The following is a 14,478-nucleotide window of genomic DNA, read 5'->3' as shown; positions in this document are numbered from 1 at the left end:
CCCCGGCGCGCCGCGGATGCGGTTGGCTCGCCGGGTCGCGACGACTTGGAGGACTCATGGCTTTCGACGACCAGTTCGACGTGGTGGTGGTCGGGTCCGGCGCGGGCGCGCTGACCGGCGCGTACCTCGCTGCCCGGGCCGGGTTGCGCACCGCGGTGGTCGAGGCCGCGGACCGGCTCGGCGGGACTTCCGCGTACTCCGGCGCGGCCTGCTGGCTGCCCGGCACGCAGGTCCAGGAGCGGTTCGGGGTCGCGGATTCCACCGCCGCCGCGCGCGAGTACCTGCGCGCGCTGCTCGGCGAGGACCGGACCGGGCGGCAGGAGGCGTTCCTGGCGAAGGCGCCGGAGCTGGTCGCGGCGCTGGAGGCGGATCCGGCGCTCGAGTTCGAATGGCGGGCGTTCCCGGACTATTTCGACCGGCCCGGCCGCGTCCCTGGCGGACGCTCGTTCGTCCCGGTCGACCTGCCGCTGTCCGAGCTGGGCGAACGGGCCGAGCTGGTGCGTCCGCCGGTAGACCGCGACCGCGCCGGCCGCGGGCACCGCGACGCCCCGTTGGACGGCGGCCGCGCGCTGATCGGCCGGCTGCTGCTGGCCTTCGACGCGACCGGCAACGGCACCGTCTTCACCAGTACGCCGGTCGACGAGCTGGTGGTCGAGAACGGGCGGGTCGTCGGCGTCGGACCGCGGCGGATCGGGGCGACCTACGGCGTGCTCATCGGCGCCGGCGGGTTCGAGCGGAACGCGGACCTGCGGGAACAGTCCGGCGTGCCCGGCTCGGCGGCGTGGTCGATGGCACCCGCGGAAACGAACCGCGGCCAGGTCCTGGCGGCGGCGATCGCACTGGGCGCGGCCGTCGACCTGATGGACGAGGGCTGGTGGTGCCCGGGAATCGCGATGCCGGACGGCGGCGCGTCGTTCACGCTCGGCTTCCGCGGCGGACTCGTCGTCGACCGCGACGGGCGGCGGTATGCGAACGAATCGCTGCCATACGACCAGATGGGTCGTGAGATGGCAGCGGACCCGGCGCGGCGGATCCCGTCGCACATCGTGTTCGACAGCCGCGAGGGCGGACGGCTGCCCGCGATCGCGTTGCCGGGCGGACGGCCGGACGACCATCTGGCGGCCGGCACCTGGGTAGAAGCGGACACGCTCGCGGAGCTGGCGAAGCTGATCGATGCTCCGGAGCTGCCGGAGACGGTCGCCCGCTTCAATTCTTTCGCCGAGGCTGGGCACGACGCGGATTTCGGCCGGGGTGAGGACGAATACGCGCGGCACTTCGCGAATCCGGTACTGGTGCCGGTAGATCGCCCGCCGTTCCGCGCTGCCCGGCTGGTGCTGTCGGACCTGGGCACGAAGGGCGGCCTGGTGACCGATCCGGACGCCCGGGTGCTGCGCGAGGACGGTTCGGCGGTGGAAGGCCTTTACGCGGTCGGGAATTCAGCGGCTTCCATGACCGGCGGTTACTACCCGGGGCCGGGTATTCCGTTGGGCACCGCGATGGCTTTCGCTGCCCGGGCGGTCGACGATCTGGTGGCGCGGGCCGGAAGCTGATCCGGAGCCGCAATTTTTAAGGAACGATCGTTCTTGACTGATCGTTCCTCAAAAGGCTACCGTCAGGACATGGGCAGGCGAAGGGCATTCGACGAGGACGAGGTGGTGCGCGCCGCCGTGGGGTTGTTCGGCGGCCGCGCGTACGACGGAGTGTCCGTCGACGACCTCGTCACGCACCTCGGCGTGCACCGCAACAGCTTGTACAAGACGTTCGGCAGCAAGCGCGGCCTCTATCTGGCCGCGCTGCGCCGCCATCTCGCCGACGACGTCCGTCCCCTGGCCGAAGCGCTCGCCGCGGCGCCGGACGCCGCGACGGCGCTCCGGCTCGTCGCGTCGGCTGACCTCGGCATGCTGCTGCTCGCGGCGGTCGAACGGGCGCCGGCCGACGAGGAGGCGGCTGCCGAGGTCGCCGAGGCGCTGGCCACGCTCGATCAGGCGATTGCCGACGCGCTCGGCATTTCCACCGCACTGGCCGCCGCCCTCACGTCCGCCGCACTGGGCCTCCGCTTGCGCGGCGACCCCGGCGACCCGGGCACCGCGCTGGCCCAACTGCTCGATCCCCTTAACTGACAAGGAAAAGACATGGCATTGGTCACCATCGACGGCGGCAACCTCGTCGTCGTGATCGAAGGTCTCGACAAGCTGTGGGCCTTCAAGAGCAGCCTGACCATCCCGCTGGCCAACGTCCGCGGCGCGACCGCGGACCCCGGCATCGCCGCCGACCCCAAGGGGATCCGCGCGCCCGGAGCCCACGTGCCCGGCGTGATCACGGCGGGCACGTTCCACCTCGACGGCGAAAAGGTCTTCTGGGACGTCAAGGATCCGGCGAAGGCCGTCGTGCTCGAACTCGCCGACGAGCGCTACGCCCGCCTCGTCCTCCAAGTCGACGACCCGCGCACGACCGTCGCACTGGTCGAGAAGGCGCTGCGCTGATGCTCTCCCACCTCGCAGCAGTCGCACTGACCATGGCCGCCCCCGTCGCGGCGGTGCCCGATCTCGTGCCCGCTGCCGACCGCGAAATCGTCTTCACCGTCGAGGGGACGCCGACGTACGGCACCCTGCACGTTCCCGCGCACCGAGCCGGCCAACGTTTGCGCGCCGCGCTCCTGCTGCCCGGCAGCGGCCCCACCGACCGCGACGGCAACCAGCCGCGCATGTCCCCGAACACCCTGGCGCAGGTAGCTGATGCGCTCGACCGCGACCGGGTCGTCACGCTGCGGTTCGACAAGTACGGCACCGGCGCCACCGGGCTCGGCGCCTACCGCGACCATCCCGAAACGCTCGACTATCCGGCGTTCGTCCGTCAGGCGAAAGCCGCCTACGAGACGTTGCGCGAACAGCCGGAGACAGCACCGCACGCGCTGACTGTCGTCGGGCACAGCGAAGGCGCGATGACCGCGCTGCTGCTCGGTGGCTCAGTCCGTCCCCGCCCGGCCGGCCTGGTGCTGCTGCAACCCCAAGCCCTCCGCTTGCTGGACCTGGTCGCGCTCCAGCTGCACGCCCAGATCGCCGAGGCGGCCCGCCACGGCCAGCTCGACCCCGAGCAGCAGCGGACTGTCGACGCGGCGATCGACGCCGCCGTCACCGCCCTGCGCGAACACCGGCCGGTCGACGCCACCGGCCTGCCGCCCGCCGTCGCGCAGCTGTTCCAGGGCTTCCAAGGGCAGAACGGCCGGTTCGTGGACAGCGACGACGCCGTCTACCCGCCTGCCACCGCCGCGGCGCTGCGGCCGGGGACCAGGGTGCTGCTTACCTGTGGCACGAATGACGCGCAAGTTCCTTGCGCTACAACGGATGCGCTGACCGTCGCCCTGCGCCGCGCGCACGTCGGCGGACCGGGCCGGGTGCGGCTGCCCGGAGTGGACCACCTGCTGCACGACGCCGGCCATCCGGATACGCCCGCGCCTGCTGTGCTCGACGCCCTGCATCGGTTTACGGGGCGCTGAGGGGTCGTGAGTGGCGATCGCGGTGCTAACCGGGATCGCCACTACACCCACCCTCACTGCGGCGAAGTGAACGCCGCCAACTGCTCCGACCCGGACCAGTCGTGCCCCCAATAACTGTCCCGCGTGATCTCCTCCGCCGTATAGAACCGCTCGTCCACCAGCATTCCCTCGGTCCCGTACTCCAGGTCCCACCCGCCAGGCGCCCGGACGTAGAACGAGACCATCTTGTCGTTCGTGTGCCGCCCCAGCGTCGAGGACACCGAGAATCCGCGTTTGCCGACCTCGTCCAGGGCTCGGCCGACCGCGTCGAGGGAGTCGACCTCGACCATCAGGTGCACCAGGCCGGGCGGTTCGCCGTGCGGGGCCGGGCAGATCGCCAGGCTGTGGTGGCGCTGGTTGACGCCCATGAACCGCACCCGGCGGGGTTTCTGGTCCGGGGCCGCGCCGCCCATCGCGACCGCGCCGCGCGGGAGGAAGCCGAGCACCTCGGTGTAGAACGTCTCGACCTCGGCGAAGCTCGTCGTCGGCAGCACGACGTGGCCCATGCCCTGCGCGCCGGTCACGAACTGCTGCGTCCACTTCGTCCGCACCGGGTCGTGGTCGAGGACCGGGCCGAAGAACACCTCGACCGGGGTGCCGGACGGGTCGTCGAAGGTGAGCGCCGAATCGACGCGGCGTTCGCGGCATTGCTGTTCCGACAACACTTTCACCGCGGTACCGGACGCCTCCACCGCGCGCCCGACGGCGGCCAGCGCGAACTGGTCGCGCACCTCCCAGCCGACCGCGAGCACGCGGTCGTCCTCGCCGGGCAGCACGATCAGCCGTGCCTCGCGCTCGTCCATCCGGAGGTACAGGCCGTCGGCGACCGGGCCGGCCGACTCGGCGAAGCCCAGCGCCTCCACGGTCAACTCGCGCCAGCGCGGCACGTCCCGGCTCTGGACCCGGAGGTATCCGAGCCCTCGGATCTCGGTCATGGCGAAACTCCTTGCGGGGTGGGGAAAATCAGATCATGGACAGCATCGGTCCGGGCGGCGGCTCGACGTCGAGGTCGGTCAGCGCGGACGCGTGGAACACCGAACCGGGCACGTGGATCGCGTGCGCCAGGCCCATGTGGCCGTCGCGCCAGAACCGCTGGATCGGGTTGTCCATCCGCAGGCCGTTGCCGCCGCTGCGGGCGACCACCTCGTCCATCGCGCGCACCGCCCGCCACGCCGCGGCGACCTGGGTGCGGCGCGACGCGGCACGGTCCGCGAGCGTCGCCGGCTCGCCGGCGGCGGCCTTGTCGTAGAACCGGGAAACGTTGTCCAGCATGGCGATTCGCGACGCTTTGATCTCCTCGGCGGCGGCGCTGATCGCGTACAGCACGTACGGATCGTCCTTCACCCGGGTGCCGGTGATTTGCACGCGCGTGCGTTGATATGCCAGATGCGCGGCCAACGCACCTTCCGCGATGCCGATCACCGCGGACGTGATGCCGAGCGGGAAAATCGTCGTGAACGGGACGCCGTACGTCGGTTTGGCGCGACCGGATTCCCGCAGCGCGCTGCCGTCGGTCATCCGGCTGAACGGCACCGCGCGGTACTCCGGGACGAACGCGTCCTTGACGACGATGTCCTTGCTGCCCGTGCCGCGCAGGCCGACGACGTCCCAGGTGTCCTCGACGATTTCGTAGTCCGCGCGCGGCAGGATCACGTGGTAGTTCCGGGGCGGCTGCACCACATTGCCGTCCGCGTCGCCGAGGAAACCGCCGAGGAAAATCCAGTCGCAATGGTCGGTTCCGGACGAGAACTGCCACCGTCCATTGAAGACATACCCGCCGTCGACCGGCTTCAGCACACCCATCGGCGCATACGGCGAAGCGATCCAGGTGTCGTTGTCCGCACCCCAGATTTCTTCCTGCACGCGACGATCGCAGAGCGCCATTTCCCACGGGTGGACGCCGACGATCCCGGCGACCCAGCCCGTCGAACCGTCGAGCGAAGCCAGCCGCATCACCGTTTCCGCGAATTCGCGCGGATGCGCTTCCGCACCGCCGTAATCGGCGGGCTGGAGCATTTTGATCGCGCCGGTTTCCCGGAGCACCTTCGCCGCTTCGTCGGCGAGCCGGCCGAGCCGCTCGTTTTCCGGTCCGAGCGCGGCGATCTCTTCGGACCGTTCCTCGACGGCGGCAAGAGCGGGATGGGTCATGGCGCTTCCCTTTCTCCGGTCCGGATACGGTGCGGTCCCGGCTGCCCTGAGCCTCCCAGCGGAACCCGCGAGCGCGCGGGTGCGCTCCCGGTCAACGGGATCAGGGCCGCGGCACCTGGTTCCGCACTACCTTGCCGGTCACGTTGCGCGGCAACGGTTCCGTCCCGATCCGCCACCGCGACGGGACCTTGTAATACGCCACCCGCTCGGCCGCAAACGCCCGCAGCTCCTCCGCGTCGACCGGTGCCGAGACCACCACGACCGCAGCCACTTCCTGCCCCAGGTCGACATGCGGTACGCCCAGCACAATGCATTCCCGCACCGCCGGGTGTTCCGCGAGCACGTTCTCCACCTCGGCCGGATAAACGTTCTCCCCGCCGTGCAGGATCAAATCCGAACGCCGTGCGGTGAGCCGGAGCAGCCCCTCGGAAAGAACCCCGATGTCCCCGGTGTGCAGCCACCGATCGGCGTCGATAGCGGCCGCGGTGGCCTCGGGGTCTTCCCAATAGCCGAGCATCGTGAACGGACTGCGGACGCAGATCTCCCCCGCACTGCCGTCCGGCATCACCTCGCCGAACGCGTCCCGGATCTCCAGTTCCACCGTCGCGATGGGACGCCCGACAGTACCGGGGAAAGCGGCCAGATCATCCGCATTGGCAACGGAAATCGCCGTGGACGATTCCGTCAGCCCGTAACTGTCGACTAATCCCTGTTCCGCTATCGGGAGTTCCGCGCGCAGCCGTTGTTGAAAGGCCGGCGAAGAAGGCGCAGCACCGAGCGTGAACGCAGTCAGCGAAGAAAGGTCATACCGCTCGAGATTGCCGTGTTCCAGCAGCCGGTGCGCCATGGTCGGCACGACGCCCCAGTTCGTCACCCGCTCAGCCTCGACCAATCGCAGCACCCGCTCCGCGTCGAAACCGCCCTGGTGCACCACAACCGCGCTGCCGTCGGCGAGCCGGGGCACCACCAGGTTGTGCAGTCCGGCGATGTGGAACAGCGGCACCCCGAGCAGGTACCGCCGCGCGGACGGCTCCGTCGGGTCGCCGAGCGCACGGGCGATTTCGCTGTTCAGGCGGTGGAACTCGATCACCGACGTCAGGTTCCGGTGCGTGTGCACCGCACCTTTCGGCCGTCCGGTCGTGCCGCTGGTGTAAAGGATGACCGCCGGATCGTCCTCGGCCACAACGCACGACGGCAGCGGTACCTCCCGGCGCGCTAGCCGGGGAATGTCCTCCTCGACAGTCAACACCGGCACGCCGTCCAGCAGCGCCGCCCGCTTCGAGTCGGCGACCACCAGCGACGGTCGGGTATGACCGAGCGCGTACGCCAGCTCCGGCCGCGACCACCACGCGTTGTAGCCGACCGCGATCGCGCCCAGCGACACGGTCGCCCAGAACGCGACCACCCACTCCGGATTGTTCGCGGCCGCGATCGCGACCCGGTCGCCCTTGCCGATCCCGTACTCGTCGCGAAGCGCACAGGCCACCGACGCCACCTGCCGGGCATGTTCGGCGAAGGTGATCCGCCGGTCAGCCGTCACCAGATACTCGCGTTCACCGTGCCGCGCCGAGGCCGCGAGCACCTCCCCCAGCGACCGCGCGCGATGGGCGAACACCGTCATCGGCACGCCCAGCACCTCTTCGGTGCGCAGTTCGCACGGTCCGCCGGGCGCGGTCAGTGCCTGCCGAGGATCAGCGGAGAGGCTCATCCAAGGTCTCCCTCCTCGCACCGGTGCGGGCGTGATTGTGCCTGCTCGCGGCGGGGAGCGCCGGGCCGATTCCAATGACCGGGACCGGCTCAGCGGAACGCCGGCTCGCCGTACGCGCCTTGCCGCAGCAGCCCGGGCGACTCGGCCCGGCCGTCGAGAACCCGGTTGGTGCGCCGGGTGACCTTCCAGCCCTCGTCGGTGCGGGCGAGCGCCCAGTGGTTCGCGGTGGCGCGCCGGATGACAAAGCGGTCGTCCTGATATACCACCATCAGCGAGTGACAGACCGCGATCGCCGTGTCGCCGTCGACGGTCACGTGCGGCGGGCCGACGAAGTGCGCGCATCCGCCGGAGATCCAGCCTTGGTGGGCGCTCGACCGCACCATCCGGGCCAGCTGCTCCCGGCCTTCGAGGTAGATCTCGTCGACGTCGTACGCGCCGTCCTCGGTCCACAGCGCGGCGACGTCCTCGGCCGCGCCGGCGTCGACCAGCGGACCGTACGCGGCGATCAGCCTGCTGATCTCGCGTTCGTCCTCCAGCCGCGCGAGCCGCGCCTCCAACTGGGCGATCCGGTCCACTTCAGACCTCGCTTCCTAGCTCGGCGAGCGCTTCGAGCTGCTCGCGGTAGTGGTCGGCCGAGTGCGCGGCGATCCGCGCGCTGACCGTCGTCGCCCCGGCCTCGACCACGCGGGCCAGCCGCTCCCGGCACGAGGCCGCGCCGGGGTCCAGCGGCCGTCCGGGCGACAGCACGACCTGGAAGCCCTCCGGCAGCGCGACCGTGCCGAGCATCCGGCGCAGATCTTCCAGCGACAATCCGAACGGGACCCAGCCGTCGGCCAGCTCCACCGCCCGCCGGAGCGAGCGCTTGGTTCGGCCGCCGATCCACAGCGGGACTTTCGCCTGGACGGCATGCGGTTCGACGATCATCCCGGCGAAGTCGTAGTGCGGTCCGCGGTATTCCGGCAGCCGCTGCGACAACGCGGCCCGCAACGCCCGGAGCGCATCGTCGGCCCGCTCGCCGCGCTGTTCGAACGGCGCGCCCAGCAGGTCGAACTCCTCCCGCAGCGATCCGACGCCCAGGCCGAGCACGAGTCGTCCGCCGCTGACCGTGTCGAGCGTTCCGTAGCGCTTCGCGATCTCCAGCGGGTGGTGATATCCCAGCACGAGGACCTGCGTGACCAACCGGATGCGGCTGGTACGAGCAGCCAGGAAGCCGAACGTCGCGAGCGGATCCCAGTACGTCGAGCCGCGCTGCTCCGCCACCTCCACCGGCACCGCGACGTGCTCGCTGCACGTCAGGTGATGGAAGCCGAGGCGGTCCGCGGTCTCCGCGATCCGCGCCAGGTCTTCGATGCCCGCGCTGTCCTCCCAGGCGTTCGGATCCCCCGGCAGCCGGGTCACCACGGGGCTCACGAGGCCGATGTCCATGCCGCCATGCCTACCGGCCGCCGCGCCGGCGCGTGCGGGTCCTCCCGCTGATCGGGAGCCGTGCCGCACTCGTGACCCGCCGCGTGTTGACGCTCCGGGAGGCCGCCGTGTTACCGTCAAAACTAGAAATGATTTCAATTCGTCCGCGAGGAGCACAGCATGACGGTGGTCGCGATCGAAACGGACTCCCTCGGCACGGATGTCGCGCGGGACCGCGCCCTGCCGCCGTCGATGGTCGAGCGGATGACGCTGATCCTCGACGCCTTCGACGCGCCGAGCACCCGGCTCACCCTCGAGCAGGTCGCGCGCACGACCCATCTCCCCCGTTCGACCGCGCACCGCATCCTCGACCAGCTCGTGCGGCTGCAGTGGCTGTCTCATTCGTCGTTCGGCTACGCGCTCGGCGCACGGGCGCTGAACCTCGGCGGCACCGGCGGCAACCACCTCGAACTGCGCGAGGCGACCGCGGCTGTGCTGCACGAACTGCAGTTGCGCACCGGGATGGTCGCGCACCTGGCGATCCTCGACGGCGCTGACGTCCGGTATCTCGACAAGGTCGGCGGCCGGTTCGCTGCGGTCGTCCCGTCGCGCGTCGGCGGCCGGGCGCCCGCGCAGTGCACCGCGCTCGGCAAGGCGATGCTCGCGTGGCTGCCCGCCGAACAGGTCGAGGACCGGGTCATGCCGACGCTCGGCCGCCAGACCAGCCGCACGATCTGCGACATGGTGACGCTGCACCGCGAACTCGGCCGGATCCGCGACCGCAACGGCCTCGCCTTCGAACGCGGCGAATGCTTCTCTGACATCTCTTGCGTCGCCGCTGCCATCCGAGGACCGGAAGGACCCGAGGCGGCGATCTCTCTCGTCGGCGACGCCCAGACCGCACTGGAGCGTGTCGCACCGCTCGTCGTGGTCGCCGCGCGGCAGGTCACCCAGGAGTTGTACCCGATGGTCCGGCTGCGCACCGCCGAGCCTGCCTGGAACTGACAGTCCACAGAGGACTCTCGGTCACCGGGACGTCACCGGCCTCGGGGCCGCCCGCCGTTCTACGTTCAGCCTCGCAGAAGCGGGGCACTGGAAGGAGATCCGACGATGACCACAGTGGAGCCGGCACCGGACGAGGTCCGCGTGATCGAGGCCGGCGCGGCGCCCACGCGGTTCGCCCGCGGGTGGCACTGTCTCGGGCTGGCCGAGAGCTTCGCCGACGGCAAGCCGCATCCGATCACCGCGTTCGGGCAGAAGCTCGTGGTGTTCGCCGGCGAGGACGGCAAGCTCAACGTGCTCGACGCGTACTGCAGGCACATGGGCGGCGATCTGTCGCAGGGCACGGTGAAGGGCAACGAGGTCGCCTGCCCGTTCCACGACTGGCGCTGGGGCGGCGACGGCCGGTGCAAGCAGATCCCCTACAGCCGCCGGGTTCCGCTGCGGGCGCGCACCGCCGCGTGGACGACGATGGTGCAGGACAAAATGTTGTTCGTCTGGAACGACCCCGAGGGCAATCCGCCGCCCGCCGACGTCGTCATCCCGCGCATCGAGGGCGCCACGCGCGCCGACTGGACCGACTGGACCTGGTACGAAACGCACGTCGACACGAACTGCCGCGAGGTCGTCGACAATGTCGTGGACATGGCGCACTTCTTCTACGTCCACTTCGCCTTCCCGACCTACTTCAAGAACATCTTCGAAGGACACGTCGCCACCCAGCTGCAGCGCGGGACTTCGCGGGAGGACGTGCGTCCGCCCGCCAAGGACGGGCAGCCGAAGGCGCTTGGCAACACCTCCGTCGCCTCGTACTACGGGCCGTCTTTCATGATCGACGAGCTGACATATCACTACGAGGGCATGGACATCGACGCCGTCCTCATCAACTGCCACTACCCCGTCACGGCGAATTCGTTCAAGCTGCAGTACGGGATCACCGTGAAGCGCACCGACAAGCTTTCCGGCGCCGAGGCGGAGGAAACCGCGCGCAAGATGGGCGATTTCATCCGGATCGGCTTCGAACAGGACGTGCAGATCTGGAAGAACAAGACCCGGATCGAGAACCCGCTGCTGTGTGAGGAGGACGGTCCGGTCTACCAGCTGCGGCGCTGGTACGAACAGTTCTATGTGGACGTCGCGGACGTCACGCCGGAGATGACCGAGCGGTTCGAGTTCGAATTGGACACCGCGAAGCCGAATGCCGCGTGGCGCAAGGAGGTCGAGGAGAACCTCGGCCGCCGGACCGGCGAGCGCGTCTGATGGCGGTCCGCGCCGACAACCGGCTGCTGGACGAGCCGATGCGGCCGGTCCGATGCGGAACGTGCGAGGCTTGGCTGAAGGTGCGCAAGAGCAGCTGGTATCAGACGAGCATCCAGTGGGATACCACGGCTTCCGAGCGCTGTGTCGAACGATCCGCCTGTGCTGAGGACCTGTTCCGCGGCTGTCACGCGCTCCAGGATTCAATTGACCGGGCAGTTGCGGACGGGGGAATTCCGGTGGCTGGCGAATGAACACGCACGAGAAGTACGGGCCGTGGGCGGTCGTCGCGGGCGGTTCGGAGGGTGTTGGCGCGGCGTTCGCGCACCAGCTCGCCGAGGCCGGGATCAATCTGGTGCTCATCGCACGCAAGCCTGAACCGTTGGCGGAAACTGCGGCCGCGGTCGAAGCGCGGGGCGTGGAAGTCTGCACTGTGCAAGCGGATCTGCTCGATCCGGAGGCGCTTTCGGCGATCCGGGAAGTGACAGACGGGCTTGAGGTCGGTTTGCTGATCTTCAACGCCGGCGCGAACAGTTACGGGCACGAGTTCGTGACCGGGGATTTGTCGAAGGTGCGCGGAGTAATCGAGCTGAACATCACCGCGCAGCTCGCGTTGACACATCACTTCGGCGCGCTGATGGCAGCACGCGGGCGAGGTGGGATCTTGCTGGTCGGCTCGCTGGCGGGGTATCTCGGGCAGGCGGAGATCAGCGTGTATTCCGCGGTGAAGGCGTTCGGCCGGGTGTTCGCCGAGGGGCTGTGGCTGGAGATGCGGGACCGCGGCGTCGACGTGCTCGAACTGGTGCTGGGGGTCACGCGGACTCCGGCGATGGAGCGGGCCGGGCTGGCGTTCGACCTGCCCGGGCTGAACGTGGCCGAACCGGAGGACGTCGCGCGGGAGGGCCTGGCGCACCTCGCGGACGGGCCGGTGTGGGTCGCGGGCGGGAACCTCGCCACCGCGGAGAAGCGCAGCGGATTCCCGCGTGCGGAACTGGCGCTCGCCGCGCACGAGGCAACGCGAAAGCTGCTCCCGGCGCGGTAATTCACGCGGAGGAAGGGGCGGACTCAGGCTGAGTCCGCCCCTTCTTTCGTCAGGAACCCGCTGACCGCGGAGTGGAAGCCAGCCGGGTCTTCCACCCACGGCAGATGACCGGCTGGCAACTGGACGCGCGAAACCACCGGCGAGGCGCGTTCCAGCGAGTCCACCGCCGAGCGCGGCCGGATGTCCGCTGTTCCGTCCACGATCAGGGTCGGCACCTTCAGCGCTTCGCACTGACCACGCAAATCCGGCCAACGCTCGCGGTTCAGCGCCGCGTTGCACTCGAAATTCACGCCGAACCACGGGTCAGCCATGGCTTCGGCGTGCTCCAGGGCGCGTTCCCGGTCGGCGAAGTCCGCTGACCACTGCAGGACGCAGTACTCCCGGTCTTCCTCCGCGGTGCGGTCCTTGGCTGCCAACGATTCCCACCGCATCAGGCGGTTTCCCAGAGAGTTGCGGAGGTTGCGTTCGTAGTCCGCGTGCCAGGTCGAGTCGTCGTCGATTCCGGTGCCGGAGACGTAAACCAGCTTCGTCACGCGATCCGGGTGCGCCAGCGTGTAGCGCAACGCCAGCTGCGCGCCCCACGAGTGGCCGAGCAGCGCGACGCGGTCCCAGCCGAAATGGGCTCGGACCGCGTCGAGATCGGCCACTGTCGTCTCCACCGAGTACGGTCCCCGCCGCTCCGACCGGCCGCATCCTCGCTGGTCCCAGCGACAGACGGTCGCGGCTGCCGAAAGGTCAGCCGCGACGTCCGCCATCATGTCCCACAACCCCGGGCCGCCGTGACAGAAGACGACCGGTTCGCCGTCGCCCGTCTTCGCCGCCCAAAGCCGGATACCGTCTTCCGTCCGCACCGCGTGCTCCACGCGACGCAGTATGCCGCTGTCAGGCCCGCGCGACCGCCACCCGGGCAGCCGTGTCGCTTTCCTCGACCAGCCCGCCCTGCGCGGGTTTGCGCCCGTGCTTCATCACCAGGATGATCGCCACCCCGACGACGCCGACGACACCCGCCCACAGGTACGACTGGGTGAACGCGGCGTCGCCGTAGATCACCGCGTGCGACTGGGGCAGCGTCATCCGGACGTGCCCGGACATGATCGCGCCGGTCACCGTCACCGCGGCCGACGCCGCCAGCATCGCGATCACGCCGGCGATGCAGTTGCCCGCGCCGCCGAGCCGCGCGGGCAGGGCGTCCTGCAACAGGTTCGCGTTGGAGGAATGCAGGAACCCGACCGCGAACCCGGCGACGAAGCTGGTGATCGCGACCTGCCACTGCACGGTGAACATCCGCGAGCCGAGGAACATCACCACGAGGAAGCACAGGCTGGACGCGAGCAGCACCTGCCGCGCGCCGATCCGCTTCGACAGGTAGCCGCCGAGCGGGCCGACGACCATGCCGACGACGCCGAGCGGGAACGTCCACAGTGCCAGTTGCAGCGCGGAAAGGCCGACGCCGTAAGTGTTTCCGGGGATGTGCGGGGTCTCGAACATGGTCGGGCTGAGGATGCTGTGCGCGTTCATCATGTACGACACCAGCCCGACCGCGACCACCGTCGGCAGGAATTTGCGGCCGACGAGCACCCGCAGGTCGATCAGCGGTTCCTTGGCCTTCAGTTCGCGCAGCACGAACGCGGCCAGCAGCAGCACCCCGAGACCGAACGCGCCGGCAGTGGTCGTCGAGCCCCAGCCCCAGGTGCCGCCCTTGCCGACCGCCACGAGCAGAATGCCGAGGCTCGCACCGAGCAGAATGGCACCGAGAATGTCGAACGACGATTTCACCCGCACCGTGCTTTCCGGCACCAGCCACGCGTGGAGCGGAAGCAGCACGCCGACGTAGATGACCATGAACCAGAACACGCTGCGGAAACCGAAATTGTCGATCAGCGCACCGGCGAGAAACGGCCCGGCCACCGCACCCATGCCGATTCCGGTGACCACCGAACCGAGCGCGATGGGCACGTACGACCGCGGGATGACGTCGCGGACGAGTGCGTAGGAAATGTTCACGATGCCGACCAGGCTGCCCTGCAGCAGACGGCCGATCAACAGCACGGCGAACACGTCGGTCGTCGCGCAGAGGATGCTGCCGAGCAGGAAGATCGCGCCCATCACGAGAATGATCCGCTTCTTGCCGTAGCGGTCGGCAGCCTTGCCCGCGAGCGGCAGCACGACCGCGCCGGCGAGGGTCACCACCGAGGCCGCCTGCGCCACGTCGAGGGTCCGGAAATGCGCGGCCATCCCGGGCAGCGCCGGGTACACCATGAGGATTTCGAACGTGGCGATTTCGGAGAGCAGAATGATCAGCGCGCAGACCGCGATGATCCGCCCGCGGGAAACAGGTCCGTTCGCCGGATTCAGGTCGAGTGCCATGCCGGTCCCTTTCCAGAA

General features: G+C 69.7%; 14 protein-coding genes. 7 read left to right on the top strand and 7 right to left on the bottom strand.

Annotated elements, in window-relative coordinates; all coding sequences use genetic code 11:
- Positions 1-56 precede the first annotated feature (56 nt).
- From EIZ44_RS12510 to EIZ44_RS12495, 4 genes are all read left to right on the top strand, one after another.
- A complete protein-coding gene (locus EIZ44_RS12510; protein WP_134728643.1) occupies positions 57-1,550 on the top strand; it encodes an FAD-dependent oxidoreductase in 1,494 nt (497 codons plus the stop codon).
- Between the two features lie 69 nt (positions 1,551-1,619).
- Complete coding sequence (locus tag EIZ44_RS12505) at positions 1,620-2,120, top strand: TetR/AcrR family transcriptional regulator (protein ID WP_037812265.1); 501 nt, start codon at positions 1,620-1,622, stop codon at positions 2,118-2,120.
- Between the two features lie 12 nt (positions 2,121-2,132).
- A complete protein-coding gene (locus EIZ44_RS12500; protein ID WP_037812266.1) occupies positions 2,133-2,483 on the top strand; it encodes a hypothetical protein in 351 nt (116 codons plus the stop codon).
- Positions 2,483-3,496 carry a serine aminopeptidase domain-containing protein gene (locus tag EIZ44_RS12495; protein WP_037812267.1) on the top strand — a complete coding sequence of 338 codons (1,014 nt, stop codon included), beginning with the start codon at positions 2,483-2,485 and terminating at the stop codon, positions 3,494-3,496. The genes EIZ44_RS12500 and EIZ44_RS12495 overlap by 1 nt, the downstream gene beginning before the upstream one ends.
- A gap of 53 nt (positions 3,497-3,549) precedes the next feature.
- On the opposite strand, the gene EIZ44_RS12490 is transcribed toward EIZ44_RS12495, so the two are convergent.
- The 5 genes from EIZ44_RS12490 to EIZ44_RS12470 all read right to left on the bottom strand — a co-directional run bounded on the left by EIZ44_RS12490 (position 3,550) and on the right by EIZ44_RS12470 (position 8,816).
- Positions 3,550-4,470: a VOC family protein gene (locus EIZ44_RS12490; protein ID WP_134728642.1), complete on the bottom strand. Its 921-nt coding sequence runs from the start codon at positions 4,468-4,470 to the stop codon at positions 3,550-3,552.
- Between the two features lie 28 nt (positions 4,471-4,498).
- Positions 4,499-5,683 (bottom strand): acyl-CoA dehydrogenase family protein, encoded by a 1,185-nt coding sequence (locus EIZ44_RS12485; protein WP_134728641.1) that lies wholly within the window; start codon positions 5,681-5,683, stop codon positions 4,499-4,501.
- 100 nt (positions 5,684-5,783) lie between these two features.
- A complete protein-coding gene (gene casG / locus EIZ44_RS12480) occupies positions 5,784-7,391 on the bottom strand; it encodes a steroid-24-oyl-CoA synthetase (protein ID WP_134728640.1) in 1,608 nt (535 codons plus the stop codon).
- Between the two features lie 89 nt (positions 7,392-7,480).
- A complete protein-coding gene (locus EIZ44_RS12475) occupies positions 7,481-7,966 on the bottom strand; it encodes a nuclear transport factor 2 family protein (protein WP_134728639.1) in 486 nt (161 codons plus the stop codon).
- 1 nt (position 7,967) lies between these two features.
- The gene (locus tag EIZ44_RS12470) at positions 7,968-8,816 is read right to left on the bottom strand and encodes an LLM class F420-dependent oxidoreductase (protein WP_134728638.1); all 849 of its coding nucleotides are present in this window, start codon (positions 8,814-8,816) and stop codon (positions 7,968-7,970) included.
- A gap of 159 nt (positions 8,817-8,975) precedes the next feature.
- On the opposite strand from EIZ44_RS12470, the gene EIZ44_RS12465 reads away from it, so the two are divergent.
- The 3 genes from EIZ44_RS12465 to EIZ44_RS12450 all read left to right on the top strand — a co-directional run bounded on the left by EIZ44_RS12465 (position 8,976) and on the right by EIZ44_RS12450 (position 12,093).
- The gene (locus tag EIZ44_RS12465; RefSeq protein WP_037812275.1) at positions 8,976-9,800 is read left to right on the top strand and encodes an IclR family transcriptional regulator; all 825 of its coding nucleotides are present in this window, start codon (positions 8,976-8,978) and stop codon (positions 9,798-9,800) included.
- A gap of 105 nt (positions 9,801-9,905) precedes the next feature.
- Positions 9,906-11,054, top strand: a complete 1,149-nt coding sequence (locus tag EIZ44_RS12460) for a 3-ketosteroid-9-alpha-monooxygenase, oxygenase component (protein WP_037812277.1) — start codon at positions 9,906-9,908, stop codon at positions 11,052-11,054.
- 247 nt (positions 11,055-11,301) lie between these two features.
- Positions 11,302-12,093 (top strand): SDR family NAD(P)-dependent oxidoreductase, encoded by a 792-nt coding sequence (locus EIZ44_RS12450; protein WP_037812281.1) that lies wholly within the window; start codon positions 11,302-11,304, stop codon positions 12,091-12,093.
- A gap of 23 nt (positions 12,094-12,116) precedes the next feature.
- On the opposite strand, the gene EIZ44_RS12445 is transcribed toward EIZ44_RS12450, so the two are convergent.
- Positions 12,117-12,956 carry an alpha/beta fold hydrolase gene (locus EIZ44_RS12445; RefSeq protein ID WP_037812283.1) on the bottom strand — a complete coding sequence of 280 codons (840 nt, stop codon included), beginning with the start codon at positions 12,954-12,956 and terminating at the stop codon, positions 12,117-12,119.
- Positions 12,957-12,975: 19 nt separating this feature from the next.
- Entirely contained in the window at positions 12,976-14,460 is a 1,485-nt protein-coding gene (locus tag EIZ44_RS12440) for an MFS transporter (RefSeq protein WP_037812285.1), read from the bottom strand.
- Positions 14,461-14,478 lie beyond the last annotated feature (18 nt).

The sequence above is a fragment of the Amycolatopsis nivea genome, from assembly GCF_004522235.1.
Taxonomy (GTDB): Bacteria; Actinomycetota; Actinomycetes; order Mycobacteriales; family Pseudonocardiaceae; genus Amycolatopsis; species Amycolatopsis nivea.
Note: the sequence above shows the minus strand (reverse complement) of the source record. Positions and strands in the feature narration are given on the sequence as shown.